The sequence below is a fragment of the Zhongshania antarctica genome (assembly GCF_014202945.1).
In the GTDB taxonomy this organism is placed as follows: Bacteria; Pseudomonadota; Gammaproteobacteria; order Pseudomonadales; family Spongiibacteraceae; genus Spongiibacter; species Spongiibacter antarcticus.
This window is the reverse complement of sequence record NZ_JACHHW010000001.1, coordinates 236,690-262,729: the sequence shown is the minus strand read 5'-3', so window position 1 is coordinate 262,729 and position 26,040 is coordinate 236,690. Positions and strand designations below refer to the sequence as shown.

The window sequence follows — 26,040 nt, the reverse complement described above, 5'->3', positions numbered from 1 at the left end:
TGTTAGCACTGGAACTTTTTAATTCTTTTCGCCACCAATGGCCAGTGCTTCCCCGTGCGTTGTTTATACTAGGGTTGTCAGCATTTGTGGCGGTCTTTCTCTGTTGACCGCGTGTGATTTCAAACCTAGGAAATACCATGGCCCAGCCCTTTCTTTATAATTACGACAGTCTGTTGATTACCGGTGTTTTGTTTCTTCTCATAGTCTTGTTGAATGAAGTCGGTTTTAGAATCGGTCGCTTTGTGCAACACAGTACGGATTCTGAGGTGAAGACGCTCACGGGATCGATACAGGGTAGTATTCTCGGTTTGTTGGCGTTGTTGTTGGGTTTTACCTTCAGCATGTCTATGCAGCGTTTTGACGGCCGCAGTGAGGCTTTAATTGCCGAAGCCAATGCTATTGGCACTGCGAGCTTACGGGTGCAGCTATTGCCGGTGCAGTTTCAGGACGAGGCCAATGCCTTGCTGGCGCGTTATGTTGATATGCGGATTGCAATTGGTAAGGTTGATTTAAGCCACGCCTTGGAGCGGAAAAAATACAATCAAACGATTGCCGCGCTGCAAAGTGAATTGTGGGCGCTCGCCGTGGCGGCAACCAATGCCGACCCGCGCCCGGTAACGTCTGGGGCCTTTGTTAACTCCTTGAATGAAATGATCGACAGCCAAGGCAAGCGCAATGCCCTGCAGCAAATGCGGGTGCCGGAAGTTGTGCTCTTACTGTTGTTTACGGTGTTTATTGCCTCTGGCGGGATGCTGGGATATTCAAGTGGTTTGAGTGGTAAACGAGTGGTGGCGCCGACCCTGATGGTGTCGTTTTTAATTGCCATGATTGTGTTTATTATTATTGATCTTGATCGCCCCAAGCGCGGCTTAATTATGGTTGATCAAAGTAGTTTACTGGCTTTGCAGAATGCCCCAGTGACGCAATTGGGCCATAGCATTTAATTTTGTTTATTGAATTCAATGCATAAAAAAGGGGCTGCAAGCAGCCCCGTTAGTTGACCGGTATGGCAGGCTTACTTTAGCAAGTCGCGGCCAATGATCAGCTTCATTACTTCGTTAGTACCTGCGTAGATACGCTGAACGCGTGAGTCGGCAAAAGCGCGAGCCACTGGGTATTCCCACATAAAGCCATAGCCACCGTGCAGCTGCAGGCACTCATCGATTACTTTGCACTGAAGGTCAGTGGTAAGTAGCTTGGCTTTTGCAGCCATTACTGAGTCGAATTTGTGTTCAACGTGCAGTTCTAGGCAGCGATCCAAAAACACTCTCGCGGCGCAAACTTGGGTTTCTAGTTCAGCCAATTTGAACTGGGTGTTCTGGAACGTAGCAACAGTTTTGCCAAAGGCGTTGCGCTCTTTAACGTAAGTTATGGTCTGTTCTAGAATCGACTCGGCATTTGCGACAGCGATAATGGCCACGTTTAATCGCTCTTGGGGAAGGTCTTGCATCATATAAATGAAGCCTTTTCCTTCTTCGCCCAGTAACTGATCCTTTGATAGCCGCACGTCTTGGAAGAACAGCTCTGAGGTGTCTTGCGCTTTTAGGCCGATCTTCTCTAAATTTTGACCCTTGGTAAAACCGGGAGTGCCCGCTTCCATCAAGAACAGGCTGATGCCCTTGGCGCCAGCGCTGGGGTCGGTTTTGGCGACGACAATAACGAGATCGGCAAGCTGACCATTGGTGATGAATGTTTTGGAACCATTAATAATGTAATCGTCGCCGTCTTTAATGGCGGTAGTTTTAATGCCCTGTAAGTCTGAGCCCGCTGCGGGTTCCGTCATGGCGATAGCCATGATGGTTTCGCCGGTAACGCACTTGGGCAGATATTTTTGCTTTTGCGCTTCAGTGCCGTAGCGTTCGATGTAAGGTACAGCGATATCTGAGTGCAATCCCCAGCCAATACCGGTTAAGCCTGAGCGACCGCATTCTTCGTCGACAATCGCGTTATAACGGAAGTCGACACCGACACCACCGTATTCTTCTGCAACGCTAGGGGAAAGGAAACCCTGTTCGCCCGCTTTGATCCACAGTTCGCGATCAACCTGACCGTCTTTCTCCCACTGTGCGTGGAATGGCGCAGCTTCGGTTTCTAAGAATTTGCGAACAGAGCCGCGAAACAATTCATGTTCTTCTTCGTAAACAGTTCTTGGGATCATCGACATGGGGTATCCTCCGGTTAATAAGCTAGCTATTATTATGCCCATGTTAGCAGAGTCAACTTGTAATGTCAGCGGAGATTTTTAGCCTTTTCATGACCGTCTGCAATGCAGTAATTTTTAAAAATGACCAAGAGAAAATGACATGACGATTTGGACGCATACCCCAAGTATAGATGAAGCTAACGCAATGTCGGCGAATACCATTGTCGAGGTGCTGGGAATCACAATTACCGATATTGGCGCGGACTCTATTACTGGCACTATGCCGGTCGATAAGCGTACTCACCAGCCCTTTGGCATTCTCCATGGCGGGGCCTCAGTAGTACTCGCCGAATCGCTGGGCAGTCTGGCGGCCAATTTAGCCTGTGAGAAAGGCTTTGTGTGCGTAGGGCTGGATATCAATGCCAACCATATTCGTTCAGTGCGCAGTGGCGTGGTTACCGGTGTGGCAAAAGCAGTACACATTGGCCGTAGCACTCAAGTGTGGGAGATTCGCATCGCTGATGAGGCGGATAAAACGGTGTGTGTTTCGCGACTGACGATAGCGGTGATAGCGGCGTCCTAGCGGCTGGGCGGCAGATTGAATATAAGGCGATACGCTTGATATGGGAGACGCTAAACGCTAAGGCAAAAAAACAGTGCGCTGTTTGGTTAAGCGTTATCGTCTCCCGTCCAGCGTCACCCAAGCCGATGTTTCACTGCTCTATGGGCTACTGTAAACTTATGCCCCATTTATTCTTGAGGCCCCAGCAATGACCGCAGCACGCTTCCAACGCCTGCGTCAGGTTTTAGCATTCCGCCAGCCGGATCTCACTATTGTTACTGACAATGTGCATAAAAGCCGCAATCTCTCAGCTATTGTGCGTACCGCTGATGCTGCCGGTATTGGCAGTATGCACTGTGTTATTCCCGACAAAGACTATAAGGCCTTCCGCGGCACGGCGATGGGGTCGCACAGCTGGGTGAATGTTGAGCGTAAACAGGATGTGACGACTGCCTTAGCGCCCTTAAAAGCGCAGGGCTATCAAGTGCTCGCGGCCCATCTTGGCGAAGGCGCGGTCGATTTTCGGGAACCGGATTACGCCAAACCCACGGTGATTTTAATGGGAGCGGAGAAACTCGGCGTCAGCCCGGCCGGTTGTGCGCTCGCCGACGCATTTATCACCATACCGATGATGGGCATGGTGCAGTCCTTTAATGTCTCGGTTGCCGCAGGCATTATCTTGGCCGAGGTTCAGCGTCAACGGCAGCTTGCGGGCCTATATAGCAAGCCTCGCCTCGACGATGAAAGCTATCAGCGCACCTTGTTTGAATGGGCTCAGCCGAAAATGGCTGATTACTGTCGCGCCAATGGCTTGGCTTATCCGCCCATGGACGAGGACGGCGAGCTACTTGATGGCTTGGGCTGGCAGTTGGCTGTACGGGAAGGGCGGGCGTCGAAGGCGTAGTCGGGTGTCGGAGGTCTGATGTCGGACGTGAAAAGAGCGCCCTGTTGGAATTAACCGCTGACTGAGGAAGCTAAATGCTGGACGGGAGACGCTTAAAAGCATGCGCTGCGCTTATTAACTACAGCGAACGCGGGAATCTGCTTTTGACTTAGCGTCTCCCGTCCAGCATACAGCGCCCAGGCATCCGACATCAGACCTCCGACTTCAGACTCGTCCCCATCAGCGTCATCTAATTGGGTGATATAAGCACCCCTGCAAAACTGCCACACTGCCTCAATAATAAAAGGAGACAGTCAATGGCAAACAACTCAGCCGACGAGGTCGTCAGCGGCGAAATTTGGGAACAATTCTGTGACGAGCTGAAGGCTGCGGGGCAGCAAATTCTTCGCGCTGAGGCGCCAAATGATGCCTTCAATCGCGCCGAAGGCTGGCGCTACTTAACGCGCTTAACGCGTATTGGCCTCGATATGTTTATGGAGTGCAGCGATCGCGACTTCCCGACGTTTTATCGACCCTCCCATGAAACCGCGAAAATTGGCGCCGACAACCCAGACAATATTTATCTGCGCGCGGAAATTAATGGCATGAACGACTATCGCATTAGTGGCAGTCGAGGCACGGTCGCGTACTTGGGGTTTATTGCGATTGCAGGGGGCTACGAAGAGGCCGATGGCAATATGCGCTCGGTGGCATCGCTTGATACCCACAGCGGCTTGGCGGTCAATGCCGACGGCAGTGTCGAGGTAATTTTGTCGCGGCATCCGCAGCCGGGCAATTGGCTTAAAATTACCGACGACACGCTTGCTGTTTTGGTGCGCGAAACCTTTTTAGACCGAAACACCGAGGTGTTTGCCGACCTTAGAATTGAGCGCCTTAATGCTGATGGCGCAAAGCCCGCGCCCTTGCAAGCAACGCAGCTCGTGGAAAGTTTGCGTAAGACCACCGCCTTTGTGAAGGGCACTGCGAGCTTGTTCGCAGATTGGGCGCAAGACTTTAAGGCACACCCAAACTCCCTGCCACCAGCGGATCAGGCTTATTGCCAGAAACTTGGTGGTGATCCCAATATTTTTTACTATCACGGCTATTTTAAATTGGCTGATGACGAGGCCTTATTGATTGAGGTAGACCGTATTCCGGAATGCGATAACTGGAATTTTCAGCTTAATAATTATTGGATGGAGTCACTGGAATATCGCTATGTGCAAATTCATCTTAATAAGCATACTGCGCATTATCGCTCCGATAGCGGTGTCAGCATTGTCGTTGGCGCAACAGACCCGAGCTGTGTTAATTGGTTAGATACTACAGGTCATCGCGAGGGAACTATGGCGTTTCGGTGGATAGGCGCTGCAGAACATCCTCAGCCCCAGTGCCGAGTAGTAAAAATGCATGAATTGCCGCAGCTAATACAGGCACCGTGATTGGTCGCATAATAAATAAAAAGGAGATTTTCCGTGGGTACAGAGCAAGGTAATACAACAGTGGCAATACCAGCAGTGGATTTGAGTGTTGCCGCGCTATTGCGTGAAGCCACTGAGGTCACTGGTCTAAGCGACTTTGGTGATGACTCTTTTCGCGAGCCATTGGCGGTATTGGTCAAGTCCTTAAACGACGAGGCAAACCTCAATGCTGGCGGTCGTTTTGGCCAATATCAGCGGATTTTGAATATTCTCATCAACCGTCTGCGTGTGGAGGCCTGGATTGCTAAATACCCGGAAATATTGAACGAAGACATTGTTGCGCCAGTGGTGATTATTGGCTTGCAGCGCACAGGTTCAACCTTTTTCCACCGCATACTTGCGGCGGACAAACGTTTTTATGCGCCGTTGTGGTACGAAGTGCGAAATCCAGCGCCCGAATTAGATTGGGATTTTAAAACTAAAGACTCGCGTATCAGCTCGGCAGAGGCGGAAGTGGCGGCCATGCTGGCGGCAAATCCAGAAATTGCCGCGATTCACCCCATGGACCCGATAGCGGCTGATGAAGATATTTTATTATTGGAACACAGCTTTTACAGCACGGTACCCGATGCCTTTTGCAATGTACCGACTTACGGAAAATGGAACGACGAGAATGACAATACCCCAGCCTATCAGTACCTAAAGCGGCTGTTGCAGTTTTTGCAGTGGCAAAAAAAGTGCAGCGGCCAACAGGCGGCGTGTTGGTTGCTAAAAACCCCTCATCATATCCACCACATTGCGACCTTATTAAAGGTGTTTCCTGACGCCAAAATTGTGCAAACCCATCGCGACCCACTGCAGACTATACCCTCGGCAGCAAGCATGAATTACAACCTGTGGGTTTTGGGAAGTGATAACGTTGATGGCAAAGTGGTGGGGGAACAGTGGGCTGCGAAATACGCCAGAGGCACCTTACATACCTTGCAAACCCGTGATCGCCAACCCGAGGCGTTCTTGGATGTTTGGTATAAAGATACCGTTGCAGACCCCTTGAGCTCGGTTCAGAAGGTCTACAATTTTATTGGTATGGAACTTACCGAAGCGGCGAAGCTGGCGATGGAGCAGCACCAGGAAGCCAATCGTCGTGACAGTCGGCCAGCTCACGAATATACCTTAGCGCAGTTTGGCTTAACGGAAGCGGGCTTGAAGGCGCAATTTGCTGAGTATCGACAGCGCTTCGTCGTTTAGGGAAGTATAAACTGGGCAAGGTAATTTATTCGCCCAGTTTACTGCATAGCGAAATCCAGAACTCCACGGCTTTTTTGTTGTGGCGCTGTTTGGGCAGGGCAAAATAAAACATCCGAGTCATGTCGCGATTGGCGAGCTTTAAGGGCACTAAATCGCCATTGCGAAAGTCGTTTTGCAAAACCACCTTCGACAGGCAGCCGATACCAAGACCTGATTCAACGGCGCTTTTGATGGCCTCGTTGTGTTTGAATTCTCGGTAAATTTCGATCTCGGGTAGCAATCCGGCAAGGGCGCGGTCAAATGTATGGCGGGCGCCAGAGTCGGGTTCGCGCAATATCCAGCGGGCGGCTTTAATGTCGGCGTCGTTGAGTAGGCCTTTCTTAGCCAGCGGATGAGTAGCACTGCAAAACACCACCAGCTCGTCCTCCTTCCAGGGAATGAGTTCGAGTTCGCGGTGCTGAACTTCGCGCTCGATCATGCCCACGTCAACCTCGTAATTCAGTACCTTGGCGACTACCTCCGGCGTGTTGGCGGTCTCTAGCTGCACGTCGGCTTCCGGGTATTTATTTAAGTAATCCGCCAAGTAGCGCACCACCAAATGATTGCCGATGGTAAAGCTGGCGCCCACGCGGAGATGGCCAATGTCGCTATGCAGGGTTAAGGCATCGTCAAATTGCTGGCAGTGGGCGAACAGGGTTTCGGCCTCCTTGCGCAGTGTGTGGCCGATGGGATTGAGTTTGATTTTATTACCCTGGCGGTCGAAGAGGGTGACGCCATAGGCTTTCTCTAAGCTTTGCAGGCCAGCGCTGGCGGCTGATTGCGATAGGCAGAGCTGTTCGGCGGCCTTAGACACGCTTTGGAATTTGGCTACACTGAGAAAAATCTCTAATTGCCTGATTGTGTATTTCATGGACTTTGGGCTGCGGTGATTACGGAAGTCAGTATCGATAAAATCGATACTGACTATAATAATAGCCTGTTTTACTTGTGATAAAAATGCTTTTACTATGGCGACCCTCAGTGTTAAGTGCCGCTTGAACAGGCGCGCTTAGCACTAGACAGTTTTCGATTAGTGAATTGACGATCAGCAGCCCAGCGGAGTTGAATACATGACTGAAGTTAAAGCGACCAATGTACATTGGCACGACGGCGAAGTAAGCCGTGAAGACCGCAATGCCTTGTTAAACCAAAAAGGCGCCACCTTGTGGTTTACCGGCCTGTCTGGCAGCGGTAAAAGCACGGTCGCCGTTGCTCTAGAAAAGGCGCTGATGGAAAAAGGTCATCTCTGCTACCGTTTAGACGGTGACAATATTCGCTTGGGTATTAACAAAAACTTGGGCTTTAGCGCCGAAGATCGCACTGAAAACATCCGTCGTATTGGCGAAATCTCTAAGTTGTTTGTCGACACCGGCGTTATCGTATTGTCGAGCTTTGTTAGCCCTTACCGCGCGGACCGCGATATTGTTCGTGAACTGCACGTGGCAGGTGATATGGACTTCATCGAAGTTCATGTTGATGTACCGCTGGCCGTCGCCGAAGAGCGCGACCCCAAAGGTCTGTACAAAAAAGCCCGCGCTGGCGAAATTAAAAACTTCACGGGCATCGACGACCCTTACGAAGCGCCACTCAAGCCTGAATTGGTATTAAACAGCCACGAGCAGAGCTTGGAAGAAGAAGTGGCCGTGCTACTGGAAATGATGACTGCGCGCGGAATAATTTAAGGGAGACGCTGGATGGGAGACGGTAAACGCAGAGCCGCTTTGGTTTTAAGCGTCTCTCATCTCCCGTCCAGCATTTAGCCCGGCTGTAAGAACGAATTACTTTAATACCGTACTAGACCACCTAACGGAGCATCTATAAATGATCAAACCCCATGGCGCCGAAGAACTTAGCCCACTATTTGTCTACGACACTGAAAAACACCACGCCCTGAATGCCGAAGCTGAAACGCTGCCTTCACTGCTGGTTAGCTCTGCCGCTGCTGCTAATGCGGTTATGTTGGGTGCAGGTTACTTCACCCCGCTGAAAGGCTATATGAACCTAGCCGACTCACTGGCCGTGGCGAAGGACTTGTGCACGACCGATGGTCTGTTCTGGCCCGTGCCAATTGTAAACCTGAGTAAAGATGCTCAGGGCATCACTGCCGGCCAGCGCATTGCCTTGCGCGATCCCAATGTTGACGGTAATCCTGTCTTGGCGATTATGGACGTTGAAGCGGTTGAAACCGTTAGCGCTGAGCAAATCGACTTTATGGCCGAGAATATTTTCGGCACATTGGACGACAAACACCCCGGTGTACAGACCTTTAAAGCCCAGGGCAATATCATGTTGTCTGGCCCGATTCAGGTGCTGAACTTCTCTTACTTCCAAGCTGATTTCCCAGATACCTTCCGCACCGCGGTCGAGATTCGCAATGAAATTGCTGAGCGTGGCTGGGAGAAGGTGGTTGCTTTCCAAACGCGCAACCCAATGCACCGTGCTCACGAAGAGCTGTGCCGCATGGCCATGGAAGATCTGGGCACTGACGGAATTTTGATTCACATGCTGTTAGGCCAGCTTAAGCCGGGTGATATTCCTGCGCATGTCCGCGACGCGTCTATCCGTAAAATGGTTGAAGTTTACTTCCCCAAAAACACCGTAATGATTACTGGCTACGGCTTTGACATGTTATACGCTGGCCCGCGCGAAGCAGTCTTGCACGCCTTGTTCCGCCAGAACTGCGGCTGTACTCACCTGATTGTTGGTCGCGACCACGCCGGTGTGGGTGATTACTATGGCGGTTTTGATGCCCAGACTATTTTCGATGAGAAAGTACCTGCTGGCGCCATGGATATCGAAATTTACCGCGCCGACCATACTGCTTACTCTAAGAAATTAGATAAAGTAGTCATGATGCGCGACGCGCCAGATCACGGCAAAGAAGATTTTGTGTTGCTGTCGGGCACCAAGGTACGGGAAATGCTGGGCAATGGCATTGCGCCGCCACCGGAATTTTCGCGTCCAGAAGTGGCTAAGATTCTGATGGAGTACTATCAGATCGAAGACGCAAAAGCGTAAGTTAGTATTGCCGCCGCACTTAGGTGGCTGCTAAAAAAGCCGAGGCTCGTCGCCTCGGCTTTTTTTTGCCTGCTTGATGGCGATCTGTTTTGGAATAGTGCGATATGGAGATCAAATGAGGTATTTGTGTGTAATCGCTGCTAACATCGCTGCACTAAGCTTTTCCCCATCTCAACAATAAGAGGGTATGAGTATGTCCGCCAGCAAAACCCATTTCCGCACCTGCAACTTATGTGAAGCCATGTGTGGCATTGCCATCAAGGTTGACGACGGCGTTATAACCTCAATAAAAGGCGACGAAGACGACAGCTTTAGTCGCGGCCATATTTGCCCTAAAGCGATTGCTCTGAAAGACTTATATGAAGATCCCGACCGTATTCGCCGGCCCTTGCATAAAGTGGATGGGGAATGGCAGGAGCTGAGCTGGGACGATGCACTGGATAAAGTGGCAGCGCGAATTGCCAGCCTGCAGGCCGAGCACGGCAACGACGCCTTTGGTGTGTACTTGGGCAACCCCAATGTTCATAACACTGGCTCGATTCTGATGAGCGGCGGCTTATTGCGGACCTTGAAGACCAAAAACAAATTCTCGGCGACGTCGGTCGATCAGCTGCCTCACCATATTGTGTGTTGGAAACTGTTTGGCCATCAGCTGCGGATCCCCGTGCCCGATATTGATAATACCGATCACTTTTTAATGTTCGGTGCGAATCCCTTGGCGTCTAACGGCAGTATAATGAGTGTTGCTGATGTTAAGCAGCGCCTTAAAGATGTGCGCAAACGCGGTAAATTGGTGGTCGTTGATCCCCGTCGCACAGCAACGGCGGAGCTCGCCGACGCGCATCATTTTGTGCGACCAGGCAGTGACGTGTTGGTATTGCTCGCAATGCTCAATGTCTTGTTCTCAGACGATTTGGTGAACACGGGCAGTTTAACTGAGCACCTTGACCAAGATCCCGCGCACTTGGCAGCGAGCTTTGCGGAGTTTAGCCCTGAAAAAGTGGCACCGCTGACGGGAATGTCCGCTGAGGTTATTCGCACTATGGTGCATGATTTTTGCGCGGCGTCGCAGCCGGTTATGTATGGGCGTTTAGGTGTGTCCGTGCAGGAATTTGGCACCTTAACCCAGTATCTGATTATGCTCTTTAATATTCTGACTGGGCGCCTCGACAGTGTCGGAGGGCTGATGTTTACCAAACCCGCTGTTGATATTTTGGCTCAGAGTGGCCGTGGTCACATGGGCCGCTACCACAGCAGGGTGCGGGGCTTGCCCGAATTTAATGGTGAGTTGCCAGTAGCAACGCTTGCAGAGGAAATTACCACGCCGGGCGCGGGGCAGATTAAGGGTATGATGTTGATCGCTGGGAATCCGGTGTTGTCGACCCCCAATGGCGAGCAGCTTGATCGTGCTTTTGAGAAATTAGATTTGCTAGTGGCGGTCGACTTTTATATCAATGAAAGTAGTCGCCACGCCGATTTCATTCTACCGCCAGTGAGCCCACTGGAGCGCGAGCACTACGATGTAACCTTTAATGTGCTGGCGGTGCGCAATAATGCGCGCTATGCCGAGGCGCTGTTTCCCAGGCCCAAAGATGGTCGTCACGACTGGGAAATATTACTCGGCCTGCGGGACCGCTTACAGCCAGCTCATAGTCTCAAGGAAAAGCTTGCCCGCAATACAATTCGCCGTATGGGTCCATCGGGCTTACTCAACGTCTTATTGCGTAAAGGGCCCTATGGCGGTGGTAAAAACCCATTTGCGGGGCTGAGCTTGAATAAGTTAAAGAAATCACCCCACGGCGTGGATTTGGGGGCATTAAAACCGGCCTCTGGGGCGATTAGCCACCATGCGGATCGTAAGGTGCACCTCGAACCGGCGTTTTTCTTGAAAGACCTCGCAAGAGTGAACACCCGTTTCTTTAATCGCGATACCGGGGGTGACAAGCTTTTGCTTATTGGACGGCGGGATGTGCGCAGTAATAACTCTTGGTTGCACAATAGTCATCGCTTAGTCAAAGGTAAGGATCGCTGCACTGTTTTAATAAATCCTGAAGATGCGCGGCATCTTAATATTCAAGATGGACAGCAGCTGCGGGTTAGCTCGCGGGTGGGCAGCATTGAATTGGCGGCGGCGATTAGTGACGAGATGATGCTTGGCGTAGTGAGTATTCCCCACGGTTGGGGGCATCACCGCAGTGGCACCCGGTGGCTGGAGGCTGAGGCCCACGCGGGAGTGAGCGTGAATGATCTGACCGATGAAATGCATCTCGATGAATTGTCGGGCAATGCGGTGTTGAACGGCGTACCAGTGACCCTGCAGGCGATTTAAGGGCGATGTAGGTGCATGCCTGCGCTTACATGGCTAGCTGACTGCGCAGCTATAACTTGATGCTGAATGCAATTTACTGCTGTGCGACTGCTCTATATAGTTCGTCACTCCTGCGTAGGCAGGAGTCTATATTGGGTGCTTGCGGCATTAAGCTGGGGGCGTGTTGGTTAGCTAGCTTTAGCGGGAGTAATTTGTCGGTAGCGTCGGGCTTAAGGCTCCTGATGTTAGGCCTTTCGCGGCGAACGTTGACTCCGAATATACAGCGCTTCTACTTTTTGCCGGGCCCAGGGGGTACGACGTAAAAATTTGAGGCTAGAGGCCACGCTGGGGTTGTCGGTAAAGCACTTTATTTTGATTCGGCGGCCCAATTCTTCCCAGCCGAATTGTTGCTCGAGCTGGACAAGGATCATTTCTAAGGTCATGCCGTGCATGGGGTCTTTAGCGGTTGGCGATGCCTTTTGGGTGGCCGAGGTATTGGCCGCTTTTTCAGTCATTGCGGTCGGTGTCAGGCGCTTGCGTATCGTCAAGCTCATCGCTCGCAGTTTCTTCAACACGGTCTTCAGCCCTTTTTACGCGGATTTTAAAGCCGCCAATAATTTTCCCGTTAAGGTTTTGCATTGCCACCTTGGCTTCACCGGCCTTCGGCATATTAACAAAACCAAATCCCTTAGACAGATTAGCGTCTTCGTCTCTAACGAGTTGTAGCGATTGCACCGCGCCGTAGGCTTCGAACAGGTCAAGTAGCTCGGCTTCGGTGGTGGTGCGGTTGAGGTTGCGAATAAGTAATTTCATGGTGCGGCCGTTTTAGTGATATGCCGCGAAGTATAGCGCTTATGGGCTTTAACTGCGCGTAAAAGCCCGCTGGATTTGTGAATCCCTCAGAGGTTTTTCAGTTTTTCTTCCATATCGGTAATATCTCTTAGCCGTTGTTTGATGCGACCTTGTTGAATTTTATTGCTCACCGTTAATTCATAGGCATAGCGTAACTGCATTTTTGCCCTCTCAAATTGCGCCTGCAAAATAAAATACTCGGCGCGGGCCATGTGCACACCGAGAATATTGCCCGCCAAGCCGCGCACTTCTGCCAATTGGTACCACAGATTAGGGTCGTTTGGTCGCTGTCTGGATTGCAAGCTCAGCACCTTGTCGGCTTCATCAAACTGGTTGTCGAGCTGTAATACTTCCGCCAACTTTACCGTGTAGGGGTTGTTGTTGGGGGCGATAGCCAACTGGCTTTGCAATAAACGAATGGCGTCGCTATAGCGCTTTTGGCCTACGAGGATGTCGGCTTTGGCCAACTGATAAGCGATGCGGCTGCCGTCGTCTTTGAGCAGGGCGGCGAGTTGCTCGTCGGCTTCTTGCCAGCGATTTAGGGCGATTAAGGCAATAACCACGCCGTAGCGGCGCGCCTCGCCGTTCACGCCACTGTCGTTTTGCCAGTTTTTAAGCAGGTCCTCTGGATTCTTGCTGTGCTGAAGAGTCGCCCGCATTCGCATTAATTGGAAGTTTAGGTTGTCGGTATAGACCTGCCTAGGGTATTGACGAGCGCGATTGGCGCTGTCGCTAATCCGGCTGTCGGTGAGAGGGTGGGTCAGCAGAAATTCTGGCGGTTTCGAGCGGGCGTAGCGCCTATTGGCATTCATATTCACAAACATCGATGGAATACCATTGGGGTCCATATTGGCTTTAGACAGTGTTTCCATGCCGAGCCGATCCGCTTCTTGTTCGTGTTGGCGACTAAAGCGCAATTGGCTGTCCAATGCGGCGGCTTGGGTGGCGGTTATTGCTGCAATGCCCGCATCGGCGCCTGCTGTTGCGGCCAGCACAACCCCGGCCAATAAACCCGCGAGGGTGGGTATGGTGCTTTGCTTGGCATTGTCCATTGAGCGGCTAAAGTGCCGCTGACTGAGGTGGGCAATTTCGTGGGCGAGTACTCCAGCTAATTGCGCTTCGTTGTCGGTATAGAGGAATATACCGTTGTGTACGCCGACGACCCCGCCGGGAACCGCAAAGGCGTTGATGGTGGCGTTATCGACGATCACCGTCTCGAGACGGCGGTCTTTCAGTTCGCTGTGGGAGGCGAGACGGTAGAGCAGCCCTTCGATATAGTCTTGCATCAAGGGGTCGTTAACTGTTTTTACGCTATTGCGGAACATTTTCAGCCACATCCTGCCCAAGTCGTGTTCTTGCTGGGCGGAGTAGCGTGAGGCGGTGACATCGCCTAAATCAGGTAGGTTGTCGCTGGGGCTGTTGTCGGCAAATACAAGGCTACCGAACACAATAAGGCTGATACCGAAGGCACGTTTTAACACAAAAAATCCTTAGCCACTCTAACAGAGGAACGCGATATGGCCCTTGATAATACAAGAGCGTAGTCTCTATGACCTCATTATTCATTAAAAGTGCTAGGGAGTTTCTGCCTCAAACGCGCTGCTGGGGTGCTGCAGCAATTCCCTTGCTTGGGCCATTTAGACGAGCAGGCTATACTAGCGAAAATTCGATTTCACACATTGAGCCTATGACGCATATTGATATCTATTTAGACGCCAGCGGCTTAGATTGTCCGCTGCCCTTGTTAAAAGCTAAGCAGGCGCTTAACCGCATGGCTGCAGGTCAGGTACTTGAGGTGCTTGCCACCGATGTTGGTTCTTGGCGGGATTTTGAGGTATTTGCCAAGCAAAGTGGTCATACCTTGTTACTCAGCGAAGAGCAGGATGCTGGCTATCGTTACTTGTTCAGAAAGAAATAGGCCTTTCATTCCCCGTTATCATTCATAAAGGATTGCTTCATGCTGGGTATTGTTCGCTCGTGGTTTGATCGCTTGTTTGCGGAAGAGGAGACAGTAGTCCTGCTGCTGTTAATCGCCGCAGTACTCGTGATGATGTTAAGCCTTGGCAATGTGCTGGTGCCCATTGTGGCGAGCATTGTTTTGGCTTTTATGATGCAGGGCATTATCGCGCGCTTAAGTCGGGCTGGCGCGCCCCAATGGTTGGCCATCGCGGTAGCTTATACGGTTTTTGTCAGTGTCTTTTTTGGTGTGCTGGTGGTCTTGTTGCCACTGGTTTGGCAGCAGTTGATTAATTTGTTTCAGGAATTGCCAACCATGCTCCGCAAGCTCCAGCATGTATTGCTGGTCCTGCCGGAGCGCTCCGAGCTTTTTACCGAGCAACAAATTCGTGAGTGGATGGCGATTGCCACCAAAGAACTGGGGTCGGTCGGTCAATATTTACTGAGCTTTTCAATCGCGCAGCTGCCCAATTTGCTGGGTTTGATGATTAATATTGTCTTAATTCCGATTTTGGTGTTTTTCTTTTTAAAGGATAAAGCGACGATTTTGGGCTGGTTGGCGAGTTTTCTGCCAAATCATCGGCCCTTGCTGAGTGCAGTTTGGTCAGAGATGAATGTGCAAGTCGCCAATTATGTGCGGGGCAAGGCGGTAGAAATCGTTATTGTTGGCGTGGTGTCTTATATCTGCTTTGAAGTGATTGGCCTTAATTATCCTGCTCTATTGGCATTGTTAGTGGGGCTGTCGGTGGTGATTCCCTATATTGGCGCGGCGGTTGTAACCTTGCCGGTGTTGTTGGTGGGGTATATTCAGTGGGGCTGGGGTGGTGAGTTTTTTACGCTATTTATGGTTTACAGCGTGATTCAGGGACTCGATGGTAATGTCTTGGTACCGCTGTTGTTTTCTGAAGCCGTTAATATGCACCCGGTCGCCATTATAGTGGCGGTATTAGTGTTTGGCGGCTTGTGGGGTATTTGGGGTGTATTTTTCGCCATTCCCTTAGCGACCTTGGTTAAGGCTATTATTTACGCTTGGCCTAGGCCAGTGCGCCAACACTCTGCGGCGAAGGCACCCGTTGCGGAATAATTTTACCTGTGTCGCGAATTTGTTTTATTAATAAGGATGCTTTGTGAGCTATTTGAAATCGACGTTTGTGTTCCTCTTTGTGTTGCAACTTTCAGCCTGTGCTTGGTTGGAGAGTGTCGGCTTAAATAGCGCCAAATTTGGCATTGCGGGGGAGTCTGCGGCGGTAGCCAAACCCCCTAGCGATCAACGCGCATACCGCTATACGGTGCTGGAGAACGGTCTAAAAGTGCTCTTGATATCTGATGCCGGCGCCGATAAAGCAGCTGCCTCTTTGGATGTGAATGTGGGCAGTCGGCAAGATCCCGAGAATTACCAAGGTTTGGCGCATTTTTTAGAGCATATGTTATTTCTGGGAACCGAAAAATACCCTGAGGCGGGTTCATATCAGGCCTTCATTACCGCTCATGGTGGTAGTCATAACGCGTTTACAAGTTTTGAAGACACTAATTATTTCTTTGATATCAGTGCCGACTCGCTCGAGCCGGCGCTAGACCAGTTTGCTCAGTTTTTTGTTGCGCCACTGTTTAATGCGGAGTATGTGGGCCGGGAAGTCAATGCAGTGAATTCGGAATACCGAGCAAGGATTAAAGATGATCGCCGTCGAGAGTTGGCGGTCTTTAAGGCCCAAGTTAATCCAGCGCACCCCTTTGCAAAATTTTCAGTGGGTAATTTACAGACCCTGCACAGTGATAATGAGGCGGCGCTGCGCGAGCAGTTGTTAGCGTTTTATCAGCGCAATTACTCCGCCAATATTATGGCTTTAACGGTCATTGGTCGCGAATCATTGGACGAGCTTGAAGCGATGGTGCGGCCTAAGTTCAGTGGTGTTGCCAATCGCGAGCGTCAACTTGATGCAATTGTTGCACCGCTCTTTAAGGCTGGTGACTTGCCGCGTTGGATCAATATTCAACCTGTACAGAATCGTCGCTCCTTGTCGGTAAATTTCCCCGTGCCAGATGCCGAGCCCCACTGGCGCAGCAAGCCGTTAAATTACATTGGCAACATCCTTGGTCACGAAGGTGAAGGCAGCTTGCTGTCAGTGCTTAAGAGTAAAGGTTGGGCCGATGGTTTGAGTGCTGGTGAAAGTTTGAATTACCAGGGCGGGGCGATGTTCGGAATTGAGGTTGCGCTCACCGAGGTGGGTCTAAAACACGCCGATGAGATAGTCGCACTCATATACCAAAATATTGCGCAACTGCGAGCGCAAGGTGTTGAGCGTTGGCGCTTTGCTGAGCAGGCAGGTTTGGCAATTCAGGGCTTTTTGTTTCGCGCGCAGCCAGCGCCGATAAACGACGTGGTGCAATTGTCGATGGCTATGCAAAAATACCCTGCCGCCGAGGTAATGCGCGCACCGTATTTAATGGACGATTATCAGCCTGAATTGCTGGCTGAGTTCCTCGCCGCGATGCGACCGGATAATAGCTTTATTACTCTAGTGGCGCCGGGGGTAAAACCGACCATTGATATTCCCCGTTATCAGGTTGGGTATAGCAAACGACCTATTACCCAAGGCGAATTAGCGGCTTGGGCGTCGGGATCGTCCAAGGCTTTAACATTGCCAGCGAAGAATAATTTTGTTGCCAGTGATTTTAGTTTGAAACGCGGTCGAGGCGAGAGCAAACCCGTTCCTGTGCCTAGCGCCGCACCCATTGAACTTTGGTTGAATACCGACGATATTTTTGAACTGCCAAAGGCAAAATTGTATCTGCAGTTGGCAACAGAAAAAGCCAGTAGTGATGCAGAGTCCTTGGCCAAGACTGAGATGTGGCTGCGAATGGTTAAGGACCAGCTCAATGAGTTGACCTACCCCGCGCAGTTAGCGGGCCTGGATTTTGACCTAGATGTCGATTGGCGCGGCATTGAAATTAGTATTGGTGGCTTTAACCAGAAACAGGGCGAGTTATTGGCGCAAATATTGGCGGCCTTGAAATCGCCGGCATGGCAGGAAAATCGCTTTGCACGCTTACAGGCCCAGCGCTTACGCCAGTTTGAAAACGCCGTAAAACAATCACCTTATCAGCAGTTGATTGCCGAGCTGCCACGTATGTTGAATCATGAAAACCCCGGGTTGGCGGCCCATGAGGCGGCGACGCGAAAGCTGACCATGGCGGGGGTGGCCGCGCATGCAAAGGCCGTATTGGAGTCGGTTCAGTTGCGGATGTTGCTCGACGGAAATTTTGATCAGCAAGATGCGCAACAATTAGCGAAACTTGTAACAAAAGTATTGCCTGTTAAGCCGTCTCCGACCAAGCCAATGCAGCATATTAGCCAGTTGTCCGAGACCAATACTCTGCGTGAAATCGCCGCTGAGCACGATGACAGCGCCGCGTTACTCTATTTACAGAGCGCAGAAACCGGCAAGCAAGCGAGGGTGGCGATGGGATTAACCGCCCAAATTTTAAGCGCTGATTTTTATCACCAATTGCGCACCCGCAAGCAGTTAGGCTATGTGGTCAGCGCAAGTGTCTATCCTCAGCGCGAAGTGGGCGGTTTGATCTTTTTAGTGCAATCCTCTGTTGTTGATGCGGCTACGCTGCAAGCAGAAATTAATCAGTATGTGAAAGACTGGTTGGCAGCCGGTGTTGACGAAGCAACTTTTCGCCAGCACAAGGCGAGCTTGCTCAAGCGCCTAGCTGAGCAGCCCGAGAATCTGTGGGAGGCCGCTGGTCGGCATTGGCAGGATTTGCTAGAAAATTACGCTGAGTTTGATAGTCGGGAGCAGTTAGTTCAGGCCTTAAACGCCTTGAGTTACGATGACTGGTTGGCCGCGGCTAAACGCGACTTGGGCGCGACGTCGCAGCGAGGTGTACTATTGTATGCGGCTGGGAAGTGGCCGAATCACCTGCCAGTGGGGAAGCCAGTGCAAAGTGCTGAGGAGTTCAAAGCTAACTTGCCGGCTTATTCGTTTAAATAACTGGGGTATGTCATTGTTTTTGATGGTTTCGTTATATTTTATTCATATAATAAATATCAGTATTTTGTTGATTTATGGCAACTAAGCTGTAAAAATCTCTTGCTCTCGATAGTCGTAAACCGACTGTCGAGGAGCAAATAAATCCAATTATTAGGGTATTCGCTGGCTCAAAAGGCCGACGTTTAGCCCAGCCGGGCCAGGTGATAACCGTCACCAACGGGCAGAATGCAAACACCTTGAGCTGATCGCTCTGCGGTGCGCCAGTTGTAAACGGAACACTTCTAAGCTTGACGCTTGCTGGTCTGGACAGCCCACTGTACTGCTAAGGACTGTGTATGTATCAAGATCACGATTTGCGCGAAGACCTAGACCCTCAAGAAACTCAAGAATGGCTCGAAGCCCTTGATGGCGTATTGAAAAACGGCGGCCGGGCCCGCACCGCGTTTTTGATGAAACGTTTGGCCAAACACGCTGCCCGTGCCGGTACCCAGCTGCCCTCGGCGATTACCACGTCTTTCCGCAACACCATTGAACCCAGCGACGAACGCCGCATGCCCGGCGACTTATTTATGGAGCGTAAAATTCGCTCGATGATTCGTTGGAATGCGCTGGCGATGGTCATGCGTGCCAACGACAATAATGAAGGTTTGGGTGGTCATATCTCCAGCTTCTCCTCGTCGGCGACACTTTACGATGTGGGGTTTAACTATTTTTTCCGTGGCGGTGAAAAAGCGGATTTAATTTATTATCAGGGCCATAGCTCCCCTGGTATGTATGCGCGCTCCTATCTTGAAGGGCGGATTGACGAAACCCAGCTCGACAATTTCCGTCGTGAAGTCGACGGTGGCGGCCTGTCCTCATACCCACATCCATGGCTGATGCCTGATTATTGGCAATTCCCCACCGTGAGCATGGGGCTTGGCCCGATACAGGCCATTTACCAAGCACATGTAATGAAGTATCAGCACAGCCGCGGTTTGGTGGATCACGGTGACCGCAAAGTGTGGTGCTTTATGGGTGACGGTGAGAGCGATGAGCCGGAATCATTAGGTTCAATCGCATTGGCGGGCCGTGAAGGCTTAGATAATTTAGTGTTTGTGGTGAACTGTAATTTGCAGCGCCTCGACGGCCCTGTGCGCGGTAACGGTAAGATTATTCAGGAACTAGAGGGCGTATTCCGTGGCGCCGGCTGGAATGTGGTTAAGGTTATTTGGGGCCGCCATTGGGATAAATTACTGGAAAAAGACAAAACCGGTTTACTGCGTCGACGTATGAATGAAGTCGTCGATGGTGAACTGCAAAACTATAAGGCGAATGGCGGCGCTTATACCCGCGAGCATTTCTTTGGCAAGTATCCAGAGCTATTGGAATTGGTTAAAGATCTGTCTGACGACGATATTATGTATTTGAATCGCGGCGGCCACGATCCCTATAAAGTCTACGCAGCGTATGCCAGGGCCATGGAAACCAAGGGGCGGCCTACGGTCGTGCTGGCAATGACCGTAAAAGGTTATGGCTTGGGCGAAGGCGGAGAGGCCCAGAACGAAACTCATTCAGTGAAAAAGCTGGGCGTAGAAGAACTCAAAAAGTTCCGAGATCGTTTCGGGGTGCCTATCAGTGATGAAGACCTGAAATCTGTTCCCTATTACCGGCCCGCTGAAGATAGTCCAGAGATGGTCTATATGCGCAAGCGCCGAGAAAAACTCGGTGGCTTCTTACCTGCGCGTCAGGCCGATTTTGACGCATTGGAAATACCAGGGCTAGACAGCTTTAGCGCCCAGCTAAAGGCCACCGGTAAGCGTGAAATTTCGTCGACCATGGCCTTTGTGCGAATGCTGTCGAGTTTGGTTAAAGATAAGGAAATTGGTTCACGTATAGTGCCTATTGTGCCCGATGAAGCGCGAACCTTTGGTATGGAAGGTATGTTCCGCCAGTTGGGTATCTACTCTTCTCAGGGCCAGCGTTACACCCCCCATGATTCTGACCAGATCATGTACTACAAAGAAGACAAGCAAGGTCAGATTCTAGAAGAGGGGATTACCGAGGCGGGAGCCTTCTCGGCGTGGTTGGCGGCGGCAACCTCATATAGTAATCATCACTACCCGATGATTCCCTTTTATATTTTCTACTCTATGTTCGGCTTTCAGCGAATTATGGATTTGGCATGGGCAGCCGGCGACTCCCAGGCGCGGGGCTTTTTGCTGGGCGCAACGGCGGGCCGCACTACCCTGAACGGCGAAGGGCTGCAGCACCAAGACGGTCATAGTCATTTAATGGCGAATATGATTCCTAACTGTGTGTCGTATGACCCAACTTACTCTCATGAGTTAGCGGTGATTATTCAAGACGGCATGCGCCGTATGTACCAAGACAAGGAAAACGTCTTCTACTATGTCACGGTGATGAATGAAAATTACGCCCATCCCGACATGCCAGAAGGCAGCGCCGAGGGCATTATTAAAGGTTTGTATTGCCTCGCGCCCAGTGCAGTTAAAAAGCCTAAGCTGAAAGTGCAGTTGATGGGCAGCGGTACTATCTTGCGCGAGGTGGAAGCCGCTGCTGAAATACTAAAAGCCGACTACAAAGTTGAGGCCGACGTCTGGAGTGCGACCAGTATCAACTTGCTGCGCCGCGACGGTTTGGATTGCGAGCGTTGGAATATGTTGCACCCAGAGAGTGACGCTAAGGTGCCTTACGTGGCGGAGCAGCTTCGCGGTCGGCAGGGACCGGTAATATGCGCTACCGACTATATCAAATCGTATGGCGAGCAATTGCGACCCTATATTGAATCGCGTTACGTGGTTTTGGGCACTGACGGTTACGGCCGCTCCGATACGCGCGCCAAACTTCGTTCGCATTTTGAAGTGGATCGTCATTATATTGTGGTGGCTGCGCTTAAAGCCTTAGCCGATGACGGCTTGATTGCATTGAGTGTTGTTACCAAGGCTATTAAGGCCTTTGGTATTGATACTGAAAAAGCCAACCCGCTTTATCGCTAATTTACAGAGAAGGATTTTTTTGTGGCTAAAGAAACGGTAAAAATTCCTGACCTCGGTGGCGGCAGTGTCGATGTTATTGAGGTGTGTGTGGCAGTGGGCGATGTGGTCGCCAAAGAAGATTCGCTCGTGGTTTTGGAGTCCGATAAGGCGTCGATGGAGATACCCTCACCACAGGCAGGCAAAGTCTTAAGTATTAGCCTAAAAGAAGGCGCAACGGTCGAAGCTGGTGACGTGATTCTCGAACTTGAGGTTGAAGGAGAAGCTGAGGAAGTTAAGCCTGAATCGGCGGAGATGGCGAGTCCAGCAGCCGTTGAAAAGCCCGCGCCAGCCGCAGAAACATCGTCACCGGCTAGGCAAGAAAAAAGTTCAGCACGAGAAATGATTAAAGTGCCAGATGTGGGCAGCAGTGACGGCATTGATGTCATCGAAGTGTGTGTCGCGGTTGGTGATGTCATCAAGGAAGGCGATTCGCTAGTGGTTTTGGAGTCAGATAAAGCGTCGATGGAAGTGCCTTCGCCGTTTAGTGGCAAGATCACCAAAATTGTCATGAAGGTGGGTGACAGCGCTAAGTTGGGTGCAGAGATTGCAGAAATAGAGCGAGAGATTGAGGTTGCTGCGGATGTAAGCGCCGCCAAGGTGGAGGCATCAGCATCAGCATCAGAAAAAGAAACGTCTACACCGCCGGTTGTGAGTGCGCCAGTTTCGGCGGCACCGGCTGCGAAGTCTGAGCCTACGGTAACGAGTCACGCCGATGTTTACGCCGGTCCTGCGGTTCGAAAACTGGCGAGGGAGTTCGGTTTAGAACTTGAACAAATGACGGGAACAGGGCCTAAAGGCCGAATTCTCAAAGAGGATGTGCAGCAATTTGTTAAAGACTTGTCACAGGGCAGCGCTAGTGGTGCAGGTTCTAATGGCGCAGGGCTGCCGTCAATTCCCGACGTCGACTTTAGCCAATTTGGTGAGATCGATATTCAGCCATTAACGAAATTGCACAAGCTCACCGCGCTCAATATGCATCGCAGCTGGGTGAATTTGCCCCACGTGACCCAGTTCGATGAGGTGGATATCAGTGAGTTAGAAGATTTTCGCACTGGTTTAAAGCGCGAGGGCGAGCAGCGCGGTGTGAAATTAACGCCACTGCCGTTTTTGCTCAAAGCCGCCGCCGTGGCCTTGCAGGCACACCCTAAGTTTAATGCCTCGCTCAGCGCTGACGGCGAAAATATGGTGTATAAAAAATACATCAATATTGGTATTGCCGTCGATACACCCGCAGGCTTGGTGGTGCCGGTGATTCGCGATGTAGACAAAAAGTCGCTGTGGGATTTGGCAGCAGAAACTGCAGAGTTGGCGCAAAAGGCAAAGGATCGCAAGCTTAAGCCCGCCGACATGCAAGGCGGCTGCTTTACTATTTCCAGTCTTGGCAGTATTGGGGGCACCGGTTTTACGCCCATAATCAATGCGCCCGAAGTGGCTATTATGGGTGTGTCTAAGTTGGCAATAAAGCCAGTGTGGGACGGCAGTGAGTTTGTACCCAAAAAAATGCTGCCAGTGTCTCTGTCTTATGACCACCGCGCGATTAACGGTGTGGACGCAGGCCAGTTTTTCACCTTTATGGGCACAGTACTCGCGGATATTCGACGTTTACTGCTGTGAACTGGGCCATAAATACTGGCTAAGTAATGGCTGCGCCATAAAAACCTTCTTCACTTTGCGTGCAGGAGGTTTTTTTTGCTTAAATAAATGGTCTGAGTAGGGTTTAGATAGCAGCAAACCGCTAATTAGAAGCTATGATGGTGAACAAGCTTGAGTAAACCCCATTGCTGTGCAACTTGGCTTAGCTATTGCTAAGTACTATGTAAGTTAATGGGGCAAGTCTATGACTTTATGTTGGTTTTGCTCCTTGGTGTGGCCTTGCAGGAGCTGAGACTGCACCGTGATGGCGCGTTTTAGTAGTGGCTACGTGTTTACAATGTATTGGATACGATGCGTATGAGTGAGAAGAAACACGAAGGGGCTGATGGAATTGACTGGAGTCGCTATCCGTCGGCCGATTTTTTTGATGAAATGATTAACGCCAAGGGTAAAGCGCGTCCGGCGAGCCGGAAGATCGCCAAGCTTTTGGGTGATCTTAGTGCTGAGGAGCTAGAGAGCCGGAGGGTGGCCGCAGAGAGTACCGTGCGGGATATGGGCGTAAGTTTTACCGTGTATTCAGATGGCGAGAATATTGACCGAACTTGGCCTTTTGATTTAATTCCCCGCGTGATTAGCGCGGAAGAGTGGGCGCACACCGCAAAAGGACTTAAGCAGCGCGTCAAAGCCCTTAATATGTTTATTAACGATGTGTATCACAAACAGCGCATTTTTAAAGACGGCGTGTTGCCTGCCTACCTGATTAAAGACTCAAAGAATTTTCGGCCCGAATGTGTTGGTATCAATCCGCCCAAAGGTGTGTGGGCGCATATCTGTGGCTGCGATTTGGTGCGTGACGCAGACGGTAAGTTTTATGTATTAGAAGACAATCTGCGGGTGCCTTCCGGGGTGGCCTATATGTTGGAGAATCGCGAGGTAAGCAAGCGGGTGCTGCCCGAGTTTTTTGAGACCAATATTATTCTGCCAGTAGACGATTATTCGACTAAGCTTTTTAATATGTTGGCCTCGGTTTCGCCGCGCCGTGTGCGACAACCTGAAATTGTGATACTAACCCCCGGCATCTACAACTCCGCTTATTTTGAACACGCGTATTTAGCCCAACAGCTTGGTGTAGAACTTGTTGAGGGCAGTGATTTATTTGTCGATGAAGACGACTGCGTTTACATGAAGTCAATTGCTGGTTTAGAGCGAGTAGACGTGATTTACCGCCGTATCGACGATTTGTTTTTGGACCCAGAGGTGTTTCATCCGGATTCTATTCTGGGGGTGGCAGGGCTCATGCGCGCGTGGCGTGCCGGTAATGTGGCGCTAGTCAACGCACCAGGGGCGGGGGTGGCGGACGATAAGGTCGTTTACGCCTATGTACCTAAAATGATTGAGTACTATCTTGGCGAAGAGGCGATTTTGCCCAATGTCGAAACCTATCTTTGCGATGACCCCGAACAGTTGAAATATGTCTTGGCCAATATTGAGCAGCTGGTCGTAAAACCCGCCAATGAATCGGGTGGTTACGGAATGATGGTCGGGCCTCATGCGACCAAAAAGGATCACGAGGAGTTTCGGAAATTGGTGGTTGCAAACCCCCGCAATTACATCGCCCAGCCAACGCTAAAGTTATCCACCGCGCCAGTATTGACTGGGCCTGGCGTTGCTGAACCACGCCATCTCGATTTGCGACCATTTGTTTTACAAGGCAAAGGGATAGATGTGACGACCGGCGGGCTGACGCGCGTTGCCTTAGTAAAGGGCTCATTGGTGGTCAACTCCTCGCAAGGTGGTGGTAGTAAAGATACTTGGATTGTGGCTGAACGGGAGGTGAAGTCATGATGTTGTCGCGCGTTGCAGAACGAGTGTATTGGTTTGGTCGCTACCTAGAGCGTGTAGAGAGTATGGCGCGGCTTATTCAGGTCTATACCGGCCTGCTTTTTGACTTACCTCAGAATACCGGAATTAGCTGGCACAACTTGGTTATTGCAAGCGGCAGTCACGCCGAATATAACCGCCGCTTTTCGGTGCAGGACGAAAAGCGGGTCGTGAAATTTTTATTGGAGGATCTTAGCAACCCCAGTTCATTGGCCTCGTCGCTGCGTATGGTGCGGGAAAATATCCGCACCACGCGAGATATGTTGCCTCCAGAGAGCTGGGAGCTGGTGAATGAGTTTCAGATTTTTGTTAATGAAAACATGACTCAGGGCTTAAATCGTCGCTATCGTCATGAATTTCTTGGGCAAATTGTTAAAACCTGTCAGCAAATTAACGGTTTAATTGCGGACACGATGCGGCGTGATGCCGCGTGGCATTTTTTGAACCTAGGACGCAGTCTTGAGCGCGCCGATATGACTATTCGTATCCTGGAGGCGGGCGCAAGTATGTCTAGCGATTTTATCGAGACTGATACCAACCATGTGCTGGACGTGGTATGGCGCAGTGTATTAGGCACACTCAATGCCACCATGCCTTACCGGCGTACCATGAAAGTGGCGGTAAACGGTGATGATGCGGCGCGCTTTTTACTGGAGGACACGCTGTTTCCCCGTTCGGTTGCCTGTGGCCTGCTGAGAATGCGGGAATCTGCAGAATTATTGCCCGGTAATGAGACCGTCATTAGCGCGTTGACCAAATTAGTGAATACCGTCGCTAAGGGTAGCGACTATAATGATGTGTCTGATGGCTTTCCAGCTTATCTTACCGCGCTGGAACAAAGCTCGATTATTGTTCACTCTGCGATTCAGGATAGCTGGTTTAAGCATACTTAAGTCAGGTGAGGGGCGCGCTACGGGTTTGAATATTTGCTCGGCTAAGGTACTTGCGGTAGTCTTTCCCTCCTCGGAATTTCCCGTAGTAGCAAAATGGGATTTTCCGGTAGGTAATTATCATTGCCAAGTAGAACATAAGCTTTAAGCAGCGGGGTAGCGGTGTTCCCAGTTTCCGGGAAATCCCTTTTATTGAACTCGTATTTTGGC

The 26,040-nt window shown here is 50.8% G+C and carries 20 protein-coding genes; 15 read left to right on the top strand and 5 right to left on the bottom strand.

Going from position 1 to position 26,040, the window contains the following annotated elements; translation table 11 throughout:
* Positions 1–137 precede the first annotated feature (137 nt).
* Positions 138–944, top strand: a complete 807-nt coding sequence (locus HNQ57_RS01175; RefSeq protein WP_184460800.1) for a bestrophin-like domain — start codon at positions 138–140, stop codon at positions 942–944.
* Between the two features lie 71 nt (positions 945–1,015).
* On the opposite strand, the gene HNQ57_RS01170 is transcribed toward HNQ57_RS01175, so the two are convergent.
* On the bottom strand, positions 1,016–2,158 hold the full coding sequence (locus HNQ57_RS01170) for an acyl-CoA dehydrogenase family protein (protein ID WP_184461112.1): 1,143 nt from the start codon (positions 2,156–2,158) through the stop codon (positions 1,016–1,018).
* A gap of 145 nt (positions 2,159–2,303) precedes the next feature.
* On the opposite strand from HNQ57_RS01170, the gene HNQ57_RS01165 reads away from it, so the two are divergent.
* The 4 genes from HNQ57_RS01165 (at position 2,304) to HNQ57_RS01150 (ending at position 6,257) form a co-directional block, all read left to right on the top strand.
* Complete coding sequence (locus HNQ57_RS01165) at positions 2,304–2,726, top strand: hotdog fold thioesterase (protein WP_184460799.1); 423 nt, start codon at positions 2,304–2,306, stop codon at positions 2,724–2,726.
* Between the two features lie 187 nt (positions 2,727–2,913).
* Positions 2,914–3,609 carry a tRNA (guanosine(18)-2'-O)-methyltransferase TrmH gene (trmH, locus tag HNQ57_RS01160; RefSeq protein ID WP_184460798.1) on the top strand — a complete coding sequence of 232 codons (696 nt, stop codon included), beginning with the start codon at positions 2,914–2,916 and terminating at the stop codon, positions 3,607–3,609.
* A gap of 296 nt (positions 3,610–3,905) precedes the next feature.
* Positions 3,906–5,030, top strand: coding sequence for a DUF1214 domain-containing protein (locus tag HNQ57_RS01155; protein ID WP_184460797.1), 1,125 nt, complete (start codon positions 3,906–3,908; stop codon positions 5,028–5,030).
* 33 nt (positions 5,031–5,063) lie between these two features.
* Complete coding sequence (locus HNQ57_RS01150) at positions 5,064–6,257, top strand: sulfotransferase family protein (protein WP_184460796.1); 1,194 nt, start codon at positions 5,064–5,066, stop codon at positions 6,255–6,257.
* Between the two features lie 25 nt (positions 6,258–6,282).
* Here the strand turns inward: HNQ57_RS01150 and HNQ57_RS01145 are convergent, their stop codons facing one another.
* Positions 6,283–7,167: a LysR family transcriptional regulator gene (locus tag HNQ57_RS01145; RefSeq protein WP_184460795.1), complete on the bottom strand. Its 885-nt coding sequence runs from the start codon at positions 7,165–7,167 to the stop codon at positions 6,283–6,285.
* 199 nt (positions 7,168–7,366) lie between these two features.
* On the opposite strand from HNQ57_RS01145, the gene cysC reads away from it, so the two are divergent.
* The 3 genes from cysC to HNQ57_RS01130 all read left to right on the top strand — a co-directional run bounded on the left by cysC (position 7,367) and on the right by HNQ57_RS01130 (position 11,643).
* On the top strand, positions 7,367–7,978 hold the full coding sequence (cysC, locus tag HNQ57_RS01140) for an adenylyl-sulfate kinase (protein WP_184460794.1): 612 nt from the start codon (positions 7,367–7,369) through the stop codon (positions 7,976–7,978).
* Positions 7,979–8,117: 139 nt separating this feature from the next.
* Positions 8,118–9,314, top strand: coding sequence for a sulfate adenylyltransferase (sat, locus tag HNQ57_RS01135; protein WP_184460793.1), 1,197 nt, complete (start codon positions 8,118–8,120; stop codon positions 9,312–9,314).
* Positions 9,315–9,507: 193 nt separating this feature from the next.
* A complete protein-coding gene (locus HNQ57_RS01130) occupies positions 9,508–11,643 on the top strand; it encodes a molybdopterin oxidoreductase family protein (RefSeq protein WP_184460792.1) in 2,136 nt (711 codons plus the stop codon).
* A gap of 224 nt (positions 11,644–11,867) precedes the next feature.
* On the opposite strand, the gene HNQ57_RS01125 is transcribed toward HNQ57_RS01130, so the two are convergent.
* From HNQ57_RS01125 to HNQ57_RS01115, 3 genes are all read right to left on the bottom strand, one after another.
* Positions 11,868–12,176 (bottom strand): VF530 family protein, encoded by a 309-nt coding sequence (locus tag HNQ57_RS01125; RefSeq protein WP_226968257.1) that lies wholly within the window; start codon positions 12,174–12,176, stop codon positions 11,868–11,870.
* Positions 12,130–12,435, bottom strand: coding sequence for an RNA recognition motif domain-containing protein (locus HNQ57_RS01120; protein ID WP_008249240.1), 306 nt, complete (start codon positions 12,433–12,435; stop codon positions 12,130–12,132). The genes HNQ57_RS01125 and HNQ57_RS01120 overlap by 47 nt, the downstream gene beginning before the upstream one ends.
* 86 nt (positions 12,436–12,521) lie before the next feature.
* Positions 12,522–13,955 carry a M48 family metalloprotease gene (locus HNQ57_RS01115; RefSeq protein WP_184460791.1) on the bottom strand — a complete coding sequence of 478 codons (1,434 nt, stop codon included), beginning with the start codon at positions 13,953–13,955 and terminating at the stop codon, positions 12,522–12,524.
* A gap of 68 nt (positions 13,956–14,023) precedes the next feature.
* Between HNQ57_RS01115 and HNQ57_RS18305 the strand changes: the two genes are divergently transcribed.
* From HNQ57_RS18305 to HNQ57_RS01080, 7 genes are all read left to right on the top strand, one after another.
* On the top strand, positions 14,024–14,392 hold the full coding sequence (locus tag HNQ57_RS18305) for a sulfurtransferase TusA family protein (protein ID WP_476726647.1): 369 nt from the start codon (positions 14,024–14,026) through the stop codon (positions 14,390–14,392).
* A 39-nt stretch (positions 14,393–14,431) separates the two neighbouring features.
* The gene (locus HNQ57_RS01105) at positions 14,432–15,514 is read left to right on the top strand and encodes an AI-2E family transporter (protein ID WP_184460790.1); all 1,083 of its coding nucleotides are present in this window, start codon (positions 14,432–14,434) and stop codon (positions 15,512–15,514) included.
* 43 nt (positions 15,515–15,557) lie between these two features.
* Positions 15,558–18,428: an insulinase family protein gene (locus HNQ57_RS01100; protein WP_184460789.1), complete on the top strand. Its 2,871-nt coding sequence runs from the start codon at positions 15,558–15,560 to the stop codon at positions 18,426–18,428.
* Between the two features lie 353 nt (positions 18,429–18,781).
* On the top strand, positions 18,782–21,427 hold the full coding sequence (gene aceE / locus HNQ57_RS01095; protein WP_184461109.1) for a pyruvate dehydrogenase (acetyl-transferring), homodimeric type: 2,646 nt from the start codon (positions 18,782–18,784) through the stop codon (positions 21,425–21,427).
* 21 nt (positions 21,428–21,448) lie between these two features.
* Positions 21,449–23,080: a dihydrolipoyllysine-residue acetyltransferase gene (gene aceF, locus HNQ57_RS01090; RefSeq protein ID WP_184460788.1), complete on the top strand. Its 1,632-nt coding sequence runs from the start codon at positions 21,449–21,451 to the stop codon at positions 23,078–23,080.
* Between the two features lie 336 nt (positions 23,081–23,416).
* Complete coding sequence (locus HNQ57_RS01085) at positions 23,417–24,904, top strand: circularly permuted type 2 ATP-grasp protein (RefSeq protein WP_184460787.1); 1,488 nt, start codon at positions 23,417–23,419, stop codon at positions 24,902–24,904.
* A complete protein-coding gene (locus tag HNQ57_RS01080; RefSeq protein WP_184460786.1) occupies positions 24,901–25,833 on the top strand; it encodes an alpha-E domain-containing protein in 933 nt (310 codons plus the stop codon). The genes HNQ57_RS01085 and HNQ57_RS01080 overlap by 4 nt, the downstream gene beginning before the upstream one ends.
* The last annotated feature ends 207 nt before the right edge of the window (positions 25,834–26,040 follow it).